This is a genomic window from Antrihabitans cavernicola (assembly GCF_008297975.1).
Taxonomy (GTDB): domain Bacteria; phylum Actinomycetota; class Actinomycetes; order Mycobacteriales; family Mycobacteriaceae; genus Antrihabitans; species Antrihabitans cavernicola.
Genome location: NZ_VLNY01000011.1, coordinates 34,465 through 50,402 on the forward strand (window position 1 = coordinate 34,465; position 15,938 = coordinate 50,402).

Below are 15,938 nucleotides of genomic sequence, written 5' to 3' on the forward strand. Positions count from 1 at the left end.
TACAGCTCCTAATCGGTGGCGATGAAGACGTTCTTGGTTTCGGTGAAAGCGGCAGCCGCATCCGGGCCGAGTTCGCGTCCGAGGCCCGATTGCTTGAAACCGCCGAACGGCGTCCAATATCGCACGGACGAGTGCGAATTGACCGACAGGTTGCCCGCCTCGATCGCCCGCGACACACGCAGCGCCCGCCCGACATCCCTGGTCCAGATCGACCCGGACAAGCCGTATTCGGTGTCGTTGGCCTGCCGCACAGCGTCGTCTTCGTCATCGAACGGCACGACGGTGACAACGGGACCGAACACCTCGTCCGTGACGATTCTGTCCGACGGCGACGACGGGAGTACCACCGTCGGCGGAAACCAGAATCCGGGGCCGTCGGGTGCGCTGCCGCGAAAGACGACCGGCGTATCGGCGTCGATGTATGACGCCACCGATGCCCGATGCGCCGCCGAGATCAGGGGTCCCATCTCCGTGGCCTCGCTGCTCGGATCGCCGACCACCAGCCCCTGCACCGCGGGCTCCAACAACTCCATGAACTTGTCGAACACGCTTCGCTGCACCAGAATTCGCGAGCGCGCACAGCAATCCTGGCCCGCGTTGTCGAACACGCCGTATGGCGCGGTGGCGGCCGCCTTGTCGAGGTCGGCGTCGGCGAACACCACGTTGGCGTTCTTGCCACCCAGTTCCAACGTCACCCGCTTCACCTGGGCCGCACATCCGGCCATGATCTGCTTGCCGACCTCGGTGGACCCGGTGAACACCACCTTGCGCACCGCAGGGTGCGTGACGAAGCGTTGCCCCACAACCGATCCCTTGCCCGGCAATACCTGGAACACATCGGCCGGGATGCCGGCCTGCACCGCCAACTCCCCCAACCTGATGGCCGTCAGCGGCGTCAGCTCGGCCGGTTTGAGTACGACGGTATTTCCCGCCGCCAGCGCAGGCGCAAAACCCCAGCCTGCGATCGGCATCGGAAAGTTCCACGGCACGATGATCCCCACCACACCGACCGGCTCCAGGAACGTCATGTTCACACCGCCGGGAACCGGAATCTGCTTGCCCAGCAGTCGTTCCGGCGCCGCCGAGTAGTACTGCACAACGTCGCGGACGTTGCCCGCCTCCCACCGCGCGTTGCCGATGGTGTGCCCGGAGTTGGTCACCTCCAGCTGGGCGAGGTGCTCCCGGTCCGCGTCGATCGCGTCTGCGAAGCGACGTAACAGCCGTGCCCGATCACCCGGTGCCACCGCCCGCCACGACGGCAACGCAGCTTGTGCCCGATCGATCGCAGCATCTGTCGCAGCTTCGTCCGCCAACTCCAGCGTGGTGACGACGGCTTCGGTCGCCGGGTTGACGACGTCGGTGGTGGTCACGAGTTCTCCGTTCTGTAACGCCGTGCGTAAGCAATCAATTCAGCGAACAGGCGATCGTCGATGCTCTCCTCCGGATGCCATTGCACCCCGAGCAGAAACGCGTCACCGTCGGCCTCGGCAGCTTCGATGGTGCCGTCCTCCGCCCATGCGGTGGCATGCAGCCCGTCGGCGAGCCTGTCGATCGCCTGATGGTGGTGGCAGTGCACCTGCGCATCCGCGCCCACGATGTCATCGATCTTGCTGCCCGACAACGTGGTCACCCGCCGAGACCCGTACACACCGGGCGTCGGCAGATGCGCCGAGGTGCCGATCGCGTCGGGCAGGTGCTGCATCAACGTCCCGCCGAGCGCGACGTTGAGGAGCTGCACGCCACGGCACACCGCGAAGACCGGCAGTCCGACGGCCGTAGCCTCGGCCAACAGTGCGAATTCGTACGCATCACGTTCGGGCCGAACGACTTTGGTCCGCTCGGCGCGCTCCGCGCCGTACCGAGCCGGGTCGATGTCCGCTCCGCCGGACAACACGACGCCGTCGATCCGCGCCACGATTTCGCGTTGTCCACCACCCACCGGCGGGAGCAGCACAGGAATTCCGCCCGCTCGCACCACGGCATCGACGTAGCTGCGCGGAATCAGGGCCGCATCCGTCTCCCAGACACCGAACGTTGCCGACTCGACGTAGGAGACGACACCGATCACCGGTGCCGGGCCGTCAGAGTCGCTCGAACCCACGAATACGCTCCCAATCGGTGACGGCGGAGTCGAAGGCAGCCAACTCCACCCTCGCCGCATTCAGATAGTGCTCGATCACGTCGTCCCCGAAGGCGTTCCGCGCGACGGCGGACCGATCGAGCAGCTCGGCTGCCTCACGAAGCGTCGACGGAACTCGCGGCTTGTCCGACCCGTAGGCATTGCCCTCGAACGCGGGCTCGAGCGGCAGTTCGTTCTCGATACCGTGCAGCCCCGCCGCGATCAACGCCGACACCGCGACATACGGATTGACGTCGCCGCCGGGAACCCGGTTCTCCACCCGGAGCGAATCACCATGTCCGACAACACGTAGCGCGCACGTTCGGTTGTCCCGCCCCCACGCGACCGCCGTCGGGGCGAAACTGCCCTCGGCAAATCTCTTGTACGAGTTGATGTTCGGAGCAAATAGCAGGGTCATTTCGCGAAGACAGGCGAGCTGGCCGGCGATGAAGTGTTCCATGACGTCCGAGAACCCGTCGGGGCCTGCCAGAATTGCGCCGTCCCTGCCCGATCGCAAGCTGATGTGGATGTGACACGAGTTGCCTTCGCGCTCGTCGAACTTCGCCATGAACGTCAGGCTCTTGCCCTCCTGCGCCGCGATCTCCTTGGCACCGGTTTTGTAGACGCTGTGGTTGTCGCAGGTGGTGAGCGCGGTGTCGTAGCGGAAGGTGATCTCGTGCTGGCCAGGATTGCACTCCCCCTTCACCGCCTCCACATACATTCCCGCACCGGCCATCTCGTTACGAATCCTGCGCAGCAACGGTTCGATACGCGCGGTGCCGAGCACCGAGTAGTCCACGTTGTACTGGTTGGCCGACGTCATGCCGTGATAGCGGCTGCGCCAGGCCTGCTCATAGGTGTCGTCGAATGTGATGAACTCGAGTTCGGTACCGACGTAGGCCTGCCATCCCCGTTCGGCAAGTCGATCCAGCTGACCGCGGAGCAGCTGCCGCGGCGACGGTCGTACAGGTCCGCTACCGTCGACCCACTCGACATCGCAGAGCACCAATGCTGTTGCGGACTGCCACGGCACCCGACGCAGCGTCGAGAGATCCGGTCGAAGCACGAAGTCGCCGTAACCGCGCTCCCACGAGGACATTTCGTAGCCGGAGACCGTGGTCATCTCGACATCGACCGCGAGTAGATAGTTGCAGGCCTCGGTCGCGTGATCGACCACCTCGTCCAGGAAATACCTTGCAGCGCAGCGCTTCCCCTGCAGGCGGCCCTGCATGTCGGTCATCGCGACGACGACAGTGTCGATATCACCTTCCGACACCAGGTCACGAAGGTGGGACACAGTGAGCTTTCCCGACGTCACATCAACGACGATAGCACCGGCCACCTGCGATTTCGCAGGTGAGATCGGTCAGCGTTCGCGCTTCAACTTGCGCCAGCCGCCGGCCCTGTTATCGGCAACGATCTGCGCGAACATCGCGCTCAGCGCGGCCACGTTGATCGACTCGTCGCGGCGGTAGGACACGGTGCGGGCGGTCTTGTTCTCGTGACCTGCCGTGATGATGCCGTGCGGATCGGGGACGATGCCGCCGTCGTAGAGAAAGACGTTGACATGGTCCTTGGCGGCCAGCAGAGCGCAGATGTTGCCGTCGAGAACGAAGTACGGCTGCACAGTGCGCTTGATGGTCTCCACCACCTCGGGATCGACGTCGTGAACGATGTCGCGTACCTGTCGGCAGATGTCTTGTTGCCAGTCGGGCAACGCGTCGATGTAGTCGTCGACCCGCGGGTCCACCTGATACGTCGGCTTGCCTGCCATCAGTCCTCCTCGACAACGTCGCCAGGACTCTTGTCCTCGCGCAGGCCACGCCACGACGGGTGCCGCAGCCTGCCTGGGCCGGTCCAGTCCATGAACTGCACCTCACCGACCAGCGACGGCATCAGCCACACCGCATCTCGGCGATCGGCCGTCGGAAGCTGCTCGGTGAACGGGCTGGTGTCCGACGTCAGGGGGGCGAACCTTTCGGCCAGGTCTGTGAGCGTCTTCTCGCTGAATCCGGTACCCACCTTGCCCACGTAGCGCAGGCCGTTGCCGTCCGGAATCCCGAGGAACAGGGAGCCGATCCGACCCGACCTGCCACCCTGACCGCGCTTCCAGCCGCCGATCACCGCTTCTTGCGTACGCAGGTTCTTGGTCTTGATCCACGTGTGCGCCCGCTTGCCGGACTGGTACACCGATTCCTTGCGCTTGGCGACCACACCCTCCCAGCCCTGTTCGCGGCTGTGCACCAATGCTTCGGCGCCGTCGCCGTCCAGCAGCGGCGGCACTCGCATCGAGGGTGTCTTGGCGGCCAGCGCTTCCAACACCTTGCGGCGGTCGGTATAGCGCTTGCGCAGCAACGACGTCCCGTCGAGGTAGAGCAGGTCGAAGGCCATGAACTCGGCGTCCGCCCCGCCGCTCTGCAGCAGTCCGAAATCCGCTTTCCCATCCGCATCGAACACGACTACCTCGCCGTCGAGTACCACGTCGTGATCGGCAAGTTCGGCGGCCAACTCGGCAAGACCGGGATACCGCTCCGTGACGTTGTTTCCGGCCCTGCTGTGCAATTTCATGTCGCCGTGTTCCACCGAGACGACCAGCCGGAAGCCGTCCCACTTCGCCTCGAAGCACCACTCGTCCGCCGTCAGACCGTCGACGGTTCCCGCGGTGGCCAACATGGGCGCGAGCCCGGTTGGGATATCGGATCCGCTGGACTCGACCTCGGCGTCCTGCTCCTTCATCAGATGCATCAACCATTGGTTGCCCTTGGTCCGGATCAGCGCGAAGCGGCCCTGTACCCGCTCGCCGGTGAGCCGAACGATCACCTCGTCGTCGCGCCACTTCTCGGTCTCGTAGGTTCCGGTGTCCCACACCGTCATCTCGCCGCCGCCGTACTCACCTTTCGGAATGCTTCCCGCGAACGTCAGATACTCCAGCGGATGATCCTCGGTATGGACCGCGAGCCGATTCTCCTTGGTGGACACAGGAACACCCTTCGGCACAGCCCACGAGACCAACACACCATCGCGTTCCAGGCGCACGTCCCAATGCAGCCTGCGCGCATGGTGCTCCTGAATGACGAACGAGTTCCCTTTGCCGCCCTTGGCTTTCCGAGCCGGGATCGGTTCCGGCGTCTTTGCCGGATCACGCATGCTGCGGTACTTCTCGAGCGAGTCGGGTGGCGGATCGAGGTCGCTCAGCAGGTCGCCGTCGGCGCGATACCGGGCAAGGACCTCGTCGAAGCGCAACTGCCGCAAATCATCTGCGTCTTCCAGTTCTGCCCAGGTGCGCGGTGCCGCCACTGTCGGTTCGGCGCGGCCACGCATCGAATACGGTGCAATGGTGGTCTTCGACGGGTTGTTCTGACTCCAATCCAGAAACACCTTGCCCTCGCGTGCGGCCTTAGCCATGGTTGCCGTCACCAGATCGGGGTGCAGTTTCTCCAGGTTCGTTGCCACCTGTTTGGCGACGGTGGACGCGCCGCCCGGACTCAACTGCCGATCCAGCGGAACATAGAGGTGAATCCCCTTGCTACCACTGGTCAACGGAAACGCGGTGAGGCCGACGTCGGCAAGCATGTCGCGGACGGCAACGGCAACCTGCGCGCACTGCGCAAGGCTCACGTTGTCGCCGGGGTCGAGGTCGAAGACCAATCGGGTTGCCGGCCCGGGCTCGTCGTCGACGAACCGCCATTGCGGCACATGGATTTCCAGCGCCGCCTGCTGGCCGAGCCACGCGAGACCGGCGACCGTGTCGAACAACGGATACTCGATCGCACGATCCTTGTGCTCGATCGGCTTGCGCTCCACCCAATCAGGCGCGTGCGACACCAGGTTCTTCTCGAAGAACGACGACGCTTCGACGCCGTTGGGCCACCGCTTCCTCGTCACCGGACGGCCTGCGATGTGCGGAATCATCGCGGGCGCTATCTCGATGAAATAGTCGATCACCTCGCCCTTCGTGGTGCCGGTGCTCGGATAGAGCACCTTGTCCAGGCGGCTCAGCTCCACTCGAATGTCACCGAAGGTGCGAGTTGGCATGCTCTGACCTTGCCGCACTCCCTCGCGCCGGGCAAGATTGCCGCGTGCCCCCGTCCGCAGGTCGACGCGTCGCGATACTCGCGGTCGCCTTGGCAACGCTGGTGTCGGTGAGCGGATGCAGCGGTTCGGAACAGCCCGGCACCGCAGTTGCCCAGTCGACCACGCTGAGACCCGCCTTCACCAAGCTGCCGCCGACCGGAGCGTCGGACGATTGTGGTCCGCAGTCCGGCACCACCGTGGTTCCCGGCCAACTCACCATCGCCACAGACGATCCCGCCTATGCGCCGTGGTTCGAAAACAACGATCCCAGCAACGGGAAGGGCTTCGAGGGAGCCGTCGCGAAGGCGGTTGCCGACAAGCTCGGCTACGTCGGTGACGCAGTTCGCTTCACCTCCGTGCCGTTCGATCAGGCCCTGGCCCCTGGCCCGAAGAACTTCGACTTCGACATCAACCAGGTGACCATCCTCGACGACCGCCGCGCCGCTGTGGACTTCAGTTCGCCCTACTACGCGGTCGCGCAATCCGTGGTCGCGATGTCGAACACCCCTGCCGCACAGGCCCGCACCTTGGCCGACCTGAGCGGCTTCCGGCTCGGAGCCCAGCGTGGTTCCACGAGCGTTGCCGCGATCACCGACGCGTTGCGCCCCGGCATGACACCGATCGAGTTCGCCACCACCGACGACGCCAAGGTCGCTCTGCAGGAAGGCGAAATCGACGCACTCGTCGTCGATATCCCGACAGCCTTCCAGATAGTCGAGAATCAGATACCGGGAAGCATTCTGGTAGGCCAGTTTCCACGCCCGAACGAGGTGACCGAGTTCTTCGGTCTGGTGTTGGCGAAGAACAGCAAGCTCACCGTGTGCGCGTCGGCTGCCGTCGATGCGCTCTACGCGGACGGAACACTGGAACGTCTTGCCGGCCAATGGATCGCAGATACCGCGGGTGCGCGCATCTTGGAATAGTCAGCGACCGCCCGGACGCGATCGCAAAGCGTTGACGTAGACATTGGGAATTTCGGCGGGATTGCGCGCGATGTAGCTCAAACCACCTGTGGCTGCCGATATCTGTTGCAGCACGGCAGCATCGGCGTCGTCGGTGATCCCGATCGTCACGATGATGACCGGCTTGGCCGGGTCCTGCTCCTTCTTCAGCGTCGCGAGCAGCTGCTCCAGCGACATGCTGCTGGGATCTTCGTCGGTGCCGTCGGTCAGCACGATCACGCTGTTGACCGCATTGGGGTCGTATCCCTCTTTCACGGTGCGCCACGCCGCGAGAGTCGTGTCGTAGAGACCGGTTCCACCACCCACGAGGCCGGGCAGACTCTGATCGTCGGCAAGCAGTCGCTCGCGTTGCGACGACCCCTCGACCCTGTCCGTCATGCGGCGGACCGGCTCCAGCTCCCGCCAATCCTGGCCAGGCCCGCCCTGGTCGATCGAAAACGCCCACATCCCGACCTGGGCATTGTCAGGAAAGAGACGCAGCCCCGTTTCTGCCGCTTGCACGGTCAGAGCCATTCGCGTTTCGGCACCCGCACTTTCCTGCATCGAACCGGAGACGTCGATCACCGCAAGCGCACGTGTGGGCAAAGCAAGTACCGCGTAGCTCTTCATGGTCGCGTCGATCACCGACTGGTCGCTGACCGTCAGTCTCGGGATCGCACCGAGCCCGCGTTCACCGTCGAGCGGTGTGAAATCCGGCTTCCGAAAACCGTTGCTGGACAGAGCTTTTCTACCCGCATCGCTCGCAAGAACCTGGGCCAGCTTTGCGCCTCCGTTCTTCGCCGCGTCTTGCGCGGGACCGGCGGGCGCCGTCACCGCAATCGGATAGTCGAGGACGAAACTGCCCGATTGTGGCACCATCGGTTCGAGGCTCGCGCCGGGATTCGTGCGCTCGTAGGCGATGACCTGCTCTTCGGTTGCGATGGCGAGTCCACCGTTGCGGCTCACCTCGGCGAGTCGCTGGTCGCTGGACCGCGCCTCCGGATTCGCAGCCTGTGCCTGCGCCAGCGGCACCAACGCGGTCGACAGCGAATCCTTGTCTCCTCGACCGTGTTCGATCTCGCTGAGCGCTCCCACTATCGGCGCTGCAGCACCCGTGTCGGTCAACGGGTCACCGATCCCGATGCCTTTAGTCTTCAACACGCTGAGCCAGGTTGCGAAGAACGACCCTTCGCCTCGGCGTGCGGCGATCACACCCGGTGTGGTTGCCACGGACTGCGCAGCGAGTTCCAACAGCACACCCGATGCGCGCGCCGCCTTGGCCAACCACAGCGACGAATCCGGAATCCACAATGCCGGTGCACTTTCCGGCTTGGCCATCGATGCGGCGACCGTCGACGACGACGTAGCTCGCACACTCAACGTCGAGCATCCCAGCGACTTCGCCGAGGCCGACGCGACGATGTCGGAGATCGTCGGCGCAATGCTCGGATCCGCCGCGACCAAATAGTCGGTCGTGCCCCTGCAGCCGCCGAAAACCCGGTTGTACGCAAACACGGCGCCACCGCTCACAACCACGGCGACGAGCGCCAGAATCCCCCACATCCGAAGCCCGCGTTGCCGATCCGACCGTGGCTGCTCGTGCTGATTCCGGTGCGGTTGCCGGGGAGCAGCGGGAACGCTGTGGCGGCCGGGCATCGAGCCCCTTTCATGGCGTGAGAGGAGTCGATTCTACAGTGACCCACATCACACAGCGCCGCATTCGTCGCTCAGCTGTAGAGCTCCACGAACTTCGCCAACGACTTCTCGACATCACCCTTGACCGACCTGGCGACGCCGGAACCGATGGGCCCGAACAGCGGTCGCCCACCGAGCTCTACCTCGATGGCAAAGGTCGAGCCGGATCCCTTGGGCGACAAGGTCATCTGAAGGCCGAGCTTGGTGCCACCCTTGCCGTCGCCGGTGAGTGCGATCTTGTTCGGGGGTTCGCTCTTGCGCACGGTCCAGGTCACGCGGTTACGCAGACCCTTGACCACCGCGACGCCGACCACCTGCGTCCCGACCCCCAGGTCGGCTGGGATTTCGCTGCGCCAGCCCTCATGCAAGGACAGCCAGTCGCCAAGTTCGTTCAGGTTCGATACGTGCTCCCATGCCGATTCGGGGGTCATCGGAACATCGACGGACAGATTCAGCTTCGCCATACCGGGATGCTAGTCGAGCCGACGGTCAGGTTGGGATTGCGCGTCCAGTCGCGCAAGAAGCGTGCGGGGCGCGACCGCACGGTAGGCGTCCTCGACGATATCCGCGATGTCGCCCCAGTCGAGATCGACGTCGAGGTACACGCCGATCCAGCCTCTCGCACCGACATACGGTGGCACGAAGAACCGGTCCGGGTCCCGACCGATCCAATACTGCTGCGCACCTGGCGGTGCCGCCGCCCAGAAGCCGATCCGATCGTCGTGATGGTGGTCGGCGAACATGACGAACTGCGGCGCGCGCCGGACGAACCACGCAGGCTCGCCGTGACTCACCCGCTCCGTGGCTTCGGGGAGTTCCATGCACAGCACACGTAGCCGAGCAAGCGCGTCGAAAGCCGTCACGACGACTCGCACGTGCTCGGAGCGGGTAGGCCGGTAAATCGATCGCCGATCCAATCCACGGCCTCCGGAATCGCTTTGGGATTTGCGTGACCCTCGCCGGCTCGTACATGCAGGGCGATCACGTCACCGATCGCGCAGGCGCGCTTTACCGCCGCCTCGGTCCATTCCGGGCGAATGACGTTGTCGGTTTCGCCGACCACCACCAACATCGGACCCGCGGCGCGATTCTTGGGAAGCGCGAGCGCTTGCAGCCAACCGCGCATGCGATCCGTGTCGGCAGGGCTGTGCGGTTGCGCGTCGTCCTTGCCGATTTGTGTTGCGATGCTTCGCTTCTGCAGGTTCGCTTCTTGTGAGCAGGACGTCAGCGCGGCACTGTTGTCGGCGAGTAGTCCACGCATGTACGCCGACGGATCGAGCTCAGGATGCAACACCTGCATGCCTGCGATCACCAACGGCAGAAACAACTCCTGCGGCAGACTGAGATTCACCGCACTTCCCGTCGCGAATCCCGAAACATCTGCTGCGGGTGAGAGATTCGCCGAACCCACGAACTGCAGTCCGTCACCGTAGTCGCCCGCGTGTTCGGCTGCCGCCCACGATGCTTGTCCGCCTTGGGAAATGCCGATCGCCGCCCACCGCGTCGACGTTTCGGGAATCACCGCTCGTGCGGCGCGCACCGCGTCGATCAGATCGAACGCTGCGGAGTTCGGTTCCAAATAGGGGTGCGGGCCAGGCGTTCCCAGCCCCTGAAAGTCGGTGAGCGCGACCACGAAGCCCCGCTGCAGTAGCCGAATCACCAAGTTGGCATTGCCGAGGAGATCGGCTGATCGAGAAGGAGCGCAATCATCGGCGACGCCCGTCGTCGGATGACCCACTGTCACAACGGGCCAACCGCCATCCGGCGGTGGCCCTGAAGGTGCGAACACGGCGCCCGTGACATCGGCATTGCCGCCGTCTACGCCGGATGTCGACCGATATGTCACGGTGAACGCCCTGGCACCGATCGCGGCAATCGCGGGATACATGGAATCGGCAGATTGTTGCGCAACGATGGCACCGCGCTCGTTGCCTTTGGGCGCGGGCGGAATCTGCGACGTCGCAACGGGCGGGGGCGGCGTCGTCGTACGGTCCGAGCAGGAAACGAGCGCCAACGCCAGTGCGGCAACGACACTCGCGCGGCGAATGCCCACGAACTAATTTCCGTCGATTGCGCAGGTACCGCCGCGACCGGGGAGACGGTACCGATTGTCGGCGACCCAGCGATACACGCGGTCCTGAAGTTGGCGAATGCCGGGAAGGCGGTAGATCAGCAACGGCAGCCGTGTCCCGATCGCGCCGCTGAGGACTGCATTGACCGCACCGGCCCCCGCATGTCGCTCGCCGCGTGAATCGAGAGCCCAGGCCTGCTCGAGGGCCTGATCGCGACTGACGCCGAACCGCTCGGTGGCGCCCGCCTGCTGCAGCGCAACAATGCGTACTCTGCCCCGACGGTCGATCCGCTGCAGAAAATGAGCACTCTTGACACAGAAGCCGCAATCCCGGTCGTAGAGCAACTCAGCGGAATACTTCCGCTGGGCTGCGGTAGAACTGACCGGCATTGCGGCTCCTGTTCACTCTCGAACGATGTCGAGCCTGAAATCAGGCCTTGTCGCTGGGCGGAATGACCTTCTTGGCCGCGTCCTTGCCCTTTTCGATCTTGTCGGAGTACTTGCCGCCGGTCTTGTCGTCGACGAAGGCGCCTGCCTTGTCGACCGCGTCACCGATCTTGTCTGCGTTCTGGGCTGCGGCGTCCTTGCCCTTGCCGATCAGACCCTTGAGGGTGTCAACGAGGCTCATGTGTATCTCCTAATTTTCGTGCTGGCCAGCGTAGTGCTACCCAAACTACTGTGCCGGGCGGTTCCCCGTCCGGCACAGTGTCACAGTTTTACACTGGCCATGCCAGATTTATGCGCGCTGGTGCGACTTACTGTGCCTCGGGCGCCGGGTTCTCGGCCTGCGGGGCGGCCGGAGCCTGGCCTTCCGGGGCGGGCGCGTCGGCCGCGGGCTCGTCCTTGTTGAACTGCTTCTTGGCAGCTTCCTGCGCCTTGTCGATCTGCGCGGAGTACTTGCCGCCGGTCTTGCTGTCGATGAAATCGCCACCCTTGTCGACAGCCTGGTTCACCTTGTCGGCGTTCTCCGAGGCGAGATCCTTCGCCTTGTTTGCCAGGTTCTTGATCGAATCGAACGTGCTCATGAGCATTCTCCTTGCGTCGGAACAGCATCTAAAGCGCGTGCCCACATGGCAGCGGGCCCACTCTAAGCCCATCAGGAGAGATTGGCCCACCATTCTTCTTGACCCGCAGGTCGGAGTGCATCAACGCGCTGACCAGGCATTGGGACAAAAACGGCAGTACCGACAGCGGCCGCGGCGGCGGTCGCGCGCTCCACCGGTTCGGCCCAGGAGTGAAACGCCAAATTGAATGTCGCCCAGTGAATCGGGATGAACAAGCCGTGCGTCGCGTCGCCTCGGCACAGGTCCGCGTGCGCCCGCACAGCCTCTTCCGGGTTCATGTGGATGTCCGGCCAGTGCTCGTCGTAGGCACCGACCGGCAGCAAGGTCAGGTCGTAAGGACCAAGTTCCGCGCCGATATCGGCGAACCTGCTCGTATAGCCCGTGTCGCCACCGAAATAGGCGCTGCGCGAAGGGCCGACGATCGACCAGGACGACCACAGCGTGGTGTTCCGCACAAGTCCCCGACCGGAGAAGTGGCGCGCCTCCGTACAGGTGATCGTCAGATCTGCGACGGAAGTGCTCTTACCCCAATCGAGTTCGACGATGCGACTCTCGTCCACTCCCCACCCGCGCAGATGCGCACCGAGCCCGATCGGCACGATGAACGGCGCCGTCTGGTGCTCGGACAGAGCGGCAACGGTCGCCTGATCGAGATGGTCGTAGTGGTCGTGCGACACCACGATGGCGTCGACCTGCGGGAGCGCTTCGATCGCAACCGGATTCGGATGCAGCCTGGCGGGGCCGACCAACGACGAGGGCGAAACCCGTTCGCTCCACACCGGATCCGCCAACACGCGGCGACCGTCGATCTCGATCAGCGCGGATGCGTGGCCGTACCAGGTGACGGCGAGTTCCCCGGCATCAGCCGGCGCGAGCGGCGTCGCAAGCGGAATAGCAGCGCTCGGCCGACCGATCCGCCCGCGCGTCAATACCGAACTCAGAATCGACGTTTGATTGCCGGTCGGTGTGAACGTCGAACTCGGCTCGGAGTTGTGGAACCGCTCGTTGCGGTAGTTCGCGACGCCCGAGGCATAGGGGCGGATCGACGACATGGAGGCACCGATCGCCGACGGGATTTCCCAGGCAGCGCGGGCGATCCACCCCAATCCCACCGAGCCGAGTACGGACGCGACTGCACGCTTCGGATTCACTCGATCACCATACGCAGCACCGTCGATCGATTCGACGACCTATCGGCCGATGAATTTGGGGTGTCGCTTGTCCTTGCGCGCAAGCCTGCCCTCTTTCGCGTCTTCGCTTCCCCATGCTGCATACAGCGCGGCCCGCTGCTCGTGGGTCTCGTCGTCGCGGGAGCCGTCGTCGTTGAGGACGAGTTTCAAGTGCCGCAGGCTCAGCGGTGCGAGATCGGCAATGGTGGCCGCCCAATTCTGCGCGTCCGTGAGAGAGCCGATCTTGTTGGCGAGACCGAAGGTGTACGCGTCGGCTGCGGAAATCGATTCCACGCCGAGCAGCATCGTCCGAGCAGGACCTGCGCCCGCCAGCGAGGCCACCCGCTGCGCGGTCCACCGATCGACGGTGATGCCTAGCTTGGCCGCCGGGATTGCGAAATACGCGTCCGGTGCCACAACCCGAAGGTCGGAGGCGACAGCGAGCTGAGTGCCCGCACCGATCGCGGGCCCGTTGACAGCGGCGATCACCGGCACCGGAACCGAATCGATGGTGTGCAGCATGCCGAGGAGGGCATCGGTGAAGTTGTCCGAGTACACCTCGGACAGGTCGGCACCCGCGCAGAACGCGGTTCCTCGCCCGGTGATGACGATGGCTCGCGCGTCCTCGGCAGCGTCTTCGACGGCGTCCCGAAGTGCTGCGCACAGCTCGCGATTCAAGGCGTTGCGACGCTCGTCGCGCTGCAATTCGATGGTGACGACATCGTCGCCCCGACTGATTCCGATCATCGGCGACCCCCGCTCTCGACTTCGGCAATTGCATTGCGAACTTAGCAAAGCCGGGCACCCTGTCTAATGGATCAGGTGAGTACCGATGTCGACGTTCTGGTGATCGGGGCTGGTCAGGCGGGACTTTCCGCCGGCTATCACCTGCGCAAAGTCGGGCTGATGCCCGCTCGCGACTTCCTGATCGTCGATCATGCACCGGGACCGGGTGGTGCCTGGCAGTTCCGGTGGCCGTCGTTGACGCTGACCACGGTGAACCACGTCAGCGATCTGCCGGGCATGGCCTTCGCGGAAACGCTGACCGCCGGATCGGATCAGGTCCGTGCGTCGGTCGCCGTGCCGCGCTACTACGCCACCTACGAGAACCGCTTCGATCTGCAGGTGCAGCGTCCCACGACGGTGCGGGTGGTCTGCGACCCCGGCGGCGGCAGGTTCCGGGTGGAAACAGACGGTCTCGAGCTCAGCACCCGTGGACTGATCAACGCCACCGGCACCTGGGACCGACCATTCATCCCGCACTACCGCGGCGCCGACACGTTCGCGGGTCGCCAGCTCCATACGAAGGACTACCGCACCGCCGACGAGTTCGCCGGACAGCATGTGGTGGTGGTCGGGGGCGGGATCTCGGCGATCCAGTTGCTCGACGAGATCTCGAAGGTCACGTCCACAACCTGGGTCACGCGGACCGAGCCACGGTTTCGCGACGGGCCGTTCGATCCCGACGCCGGGCGGCGTGCGGTGGCGATGGTCGAGGATCGAGTGCGACGCGGGTTGCCACCGGGGTCGGTGGTGTCGGTCACCGGTCTTCCGGTGACGCCTGCGGTGCAAGCCGCGAGGGAACGCGGTGTGCTGCAACGCCGTCCGATGTTCGATTCCATCGAGCCGGACGGCGTGCGTTGGGCCGACGGCACGTTTGCGCACGCCGACGTCATCCTGTGGTGCACCGGATTTCGCAGCGCCCTGGATCATCTTGCGCCACTACGACTTCGCGGACCCGGCGGCGGCATCACCATGTCCGGGCGATTGGCGACACAGGTAGCCGACGACCCGCGAATCCACCTACTCGGGTACGGGCCGTCGGCCAGCACGATCGGGGCGAACCGCGCGGGACGGGCAGCTGTTCGCGAGCTACTCGCCGCGTTGCAAACCTAGTTGCCGAACTTTTCCGGGTCGGGGCCTGTCCGATGACCGGCGTCCAGGCCGCTGATCGTGGTCACCTGATCCGGCGTGAGTTCGAAGCCGAACACGTCGAAGTTGCTGGTGATCCGTTCGGGGGTCACCGATTTCGGGATCACGATGTTGCCGAGCTGTAGATGCCAGCGAATGATGACCTGGGCGGGAGTCTTACCCAGTTGATCGGCGATCGATCCGATGGTCGGGTCGTCGAGCACGGTGCCCGATCCCAATGGGCTCCACGCCTCCGTGGCGATGGCCTTGCCGGTGTGGAACGCGCGCAGATCTTCCTGAGTCAGCTTCGGGTGCAGCTCGACCTGATTCACCGCGGGCACGGTGCCGGTCGCGTCGATCAGCTTGTCGAGGGTGTCGGGCGTGAAGTTGGAGACGCCGATCGAACCCACTCGGCCGTCGGCCTGGAGCTTCTGGAATGCCTTGAACGTGTCGATGTAGCGGCCCTTGCCCGCGGCCTGCCAGTGGATCAGGTACAGATCGAGGTAGTCGAGGCCCAGCTGGCCCATACTTCTGTCGAAAGCGCGCAGCGTCGAGTCGTAACCCTGATCGTCGTTCCACAGCTTGGTGGTCACGAACACCTGGTCACGCGGAATTCCGGACTCGCGGATGGCCTTACCGGTGCCCGCCTCGTTCTGATACGCCGCTGCGGTGTCGATGCTGCGATAGCCCGCCTCCAGCGCGGTGGTCACTGCCGCCTCCGCACCGTCTTCGGGCACCTGCCAGACGCCGAAGCCCAGCTGCGGAATGACTTTTCCGTCGTTGAGGATGATGGTCGGTACAGAACTCGATTCGCTGGAGAAGGTCATACATCGCCAACTCCCGGCGTTCGTCGTTTTGTTCTTGCTGCGTGCAATGTTGACAGATCGTTAGGTT

At 64.5% G+C, this 15,938-nt stretch carries 17 protein-coding genes; 2 read left to right on the forward strand and 15 right to left on the reverse strand.

Annotation, left to right across the window (positions count from 1 at the left end; genetic code table 11):
- Positions 1 to 8: 8 nt before the first annotated feature.
- Genes FOY51_RS19860 through FOY51_RS19880 form a run of 5 tightly spaced genes read right to left on the reverse strand, consistent with a single transcriptional unit; the run spans position 9 to position 6,154 of the window.
- Positions 9 to 1,370 (reverse strand): aldehyde dehydrogenase family protein, encoded by a 1,362-nt coding sequence (locus tag FOY51_RS19860; RefSeq protein WP_149432002.1) that lies wholly within the window; start codon positions 1,368 to 1,370, stop codon positions 9 to 11.
- Complete coding sequence (locus tag FOY51_RS19865) at positions 1,367 to 2,101, reverse strand: gamma-glutamyl-gamma-aminobutyrate hydrolase family protein (RefSeq protein ID WP_235916533.1); 735 nt, start codon at positions 2,099 to 2,101, stop codon at positions 1,367 to 1,369. Before FOY51_RS19865 ends, FOY51_RS19860 begins: the two co-directional genes overlap by 4 nt.
- Positions 2,082 to 3,437, reverse strand: a complete 1,356-nt coding sequence (locus tag FOY51_RS19870; protein WP_187776397.1) for a glutamine synthetase family protein — start codon at positions 3,435 to 3,437, stop codon at positions 2,082 to 2,084. The genes FOY51_RS19865 and FOY51_RS19870 overlap by 20 nt, the downstream gene beginning before the upstream one ends.
- A gap of 48 nt (positions 3,438 to 3,485) precedes the next feature.
- The gene (locus FOY51_RS19875) at positions 3,486 to 3,893 is read right to left on the reverse strand and encodes a DUF1801 domain-containing protein (protein WP_149432004.1); all 408 of its coding nucleotides are present in this window, start codon (positions 3,891 to 3,893) and stop codon (positions 3,486 to 3,488) included.
- Positions 3,893 to 6,154: an ATP-dependent DNA ligase gene (locus FOY51_RS19880; RefSeq protein ID WP_149432005.1), complete on the reverse strand. Its 2,262-nt coding sequence runs from the start codon at positions 6,152 to 6,154 to the stop codon at positions 3,893 to 3,895. Before FOY51_RS19880 ends, FOY51_RS19875 begins: the two co-directional genes overlap by 1 nt.
- Before the next feature lie 44 nt (positions 6,155 to 6,198).
- On the opposite strand from FOY51_RS19880, the gene FOY51_RS19885 reads away from it, so the two are divergent.
- Positions 6,199 to 7,116: an ABC transporter substrate-binding protein gene (locus FOY51_RS19885; protein WP_149432006.1), complete on the forward strand. Its 918-nt coding sequence runs from the start codon at positions 6,199 to 6,201 to the stop codon at positions 7,114 to 7,116.
- Here the strand turns inward: FOY51_RS19885 and FOY51_RS19890 are convergent, their stop codons facing one another.
- The 9 genes from FOY51_RS19890 to FOY51_RS19930 all read right to left on the reverse strand — a co-directional run bounded on the left by FOY51_RS19890 (position 7,117) and on the right by FOY51_RS19930 (position 13,880).
- A complete protein-coding gene (locus FOY51_RS19890) occupies positions 7,117 to 8,790 on the reverse strand; it encodes a substrate-binding and VWA domain-containing protein (protein ID WP_149432007.1) in 1,674 nt (557 codons plus the stop codon). It abuts the gene before it with no gap.
- Between the two features lie 71 nt (positions 8,791 to 8,861).
- Positions 8,862 to 9,293, reverse strand: coding sequence for a type II toxin-antitoxin system Rv0910 family toxin (locus tag FOY51_RS19895; RefSeq protein WP_149432008.1), 432 nt, complete (start codon positions 9,291 to 9,293; stop codon positions 8,862 to 8,864).
- Between the two features lie 9 nt (positions 9,294 to 9,302).
- On the reverse strand, positions 9,303 to 9,650 hold the full coding sequence (locus tag FOY51_RS19900; protein WP_149432107.1) for an MmcQ/YjbR family DNA-binding protein: 348 nt from the start codon (positions 9,648 to 9,650) through the stop codon (positions 9,303 to 9,305).
- A gap of 38 nt (positions 9,651 to 9,688) precedes the next feature.
- A complete protein-coding gene (locus FOY51_RS19905; protein WP_149432009.1) occupies positions 9,689 to 10,882 on the reverse strand; it encodes a lipase family protein in 1,194 nt (397 codons plus the stop codon).
- Positions 10,883 to 10,885: 3 nt separating this feature from the next.
- Positions 10,886 to 11,290 carry a thiol-disulfide oxidoreductase DCC family protein gene (locus tag FOY51_RS19910; RefSeq protein ID WP_149432010.1) on the reverse strand — a complete coding sequence of 135 codons (405 nt, stop codon included), beginning with the start codon at positions 11,288 to 11,290 and terminating at the stop codon, positions 10,886 to 10,888.
- A gap of 40 nt (positions 11,291 to 11,330) precedes the next feature.
- A complete protein-coding gene (locus FOY51_RS19915; RefSeq protein ID WP_149432011.1) occupies positions 11,331 to 11,528 on the reverse strand; it encodes an antitoxin in 198 nt (65 codons plus the stop codon).
- A gap of 127 nt (positions 11,529 to 11,655) precedes the next feature.
- The gene (locus FOY51_RS19920; RefSeq protein ID WP_149432012.1) at positions 11,656 to 11,925 is read right to left on the reverse strand and encodes an antitoxin; all 270 of its coding nucleotides are present in this window, start codon (positions 11,923 to 11,925) and stop codon (positions 11,656 to 11,658) included.
- Positions 11,926 to 11,996: 71 nt separating this feature from the next.
- Entirely contained in the window at positions 11,997 to 13,115 is a 1,119-nt protein-coding gene (locus FOY51_RS19925; RefSeq protein WP_235916536.1) for an MBL fold metallo-hydrolase, read from the reverse strand.
- A gap of 39 nt (positions 13,116 to 13,154) precedes the next feature.
- On the reverse strand, positions 13,155 to 13,880 hold the full coding sequence (locus FOY51_RS19930; protein WP_149432013.1) for an enoyl-CoA hydratase: 726 nt from the start codon (positions 13,878 to 13,880) through the stop codon (positions 13,155 to 13,157).
- 75 nt (positions 13,881 to 13,955) lie between these two features.
- On the opposite strand from FOY51_RS19930, the gene FOY51_RS19935 reads away from it, so the two are divergent.
- Entirely contained in the window at positions 13,956 to 15,029 is a 1,074-nt protein-coding gene (locus FOY51_RS19935; protein WP_149432014.1) for an NAD(P)-binding domain-containing protein, read from the forward strand.
- Here FOY51_RS19935 and FOY51_RS19940 read toward each other — a convergent pair.
- The gene (locus FOY51_RS19940; RefSeq protein ID WP_149432015.1) at positions 15,026 to 15,871 is read right to left on the reverse strand and encodes an aldo/keto reductase; all 846 of its coding nucleotides are present in this window, start codon (positions 15,869 to 15,871) and stop codon (positions 15,026 to 15,028) included. The genes FOY51_RS19935 and FOY51_RS19940 overlap by 4 nt on opposite strands.
- Positions 15,872 to 15,938: the final 67 nt, after the last annotated feature.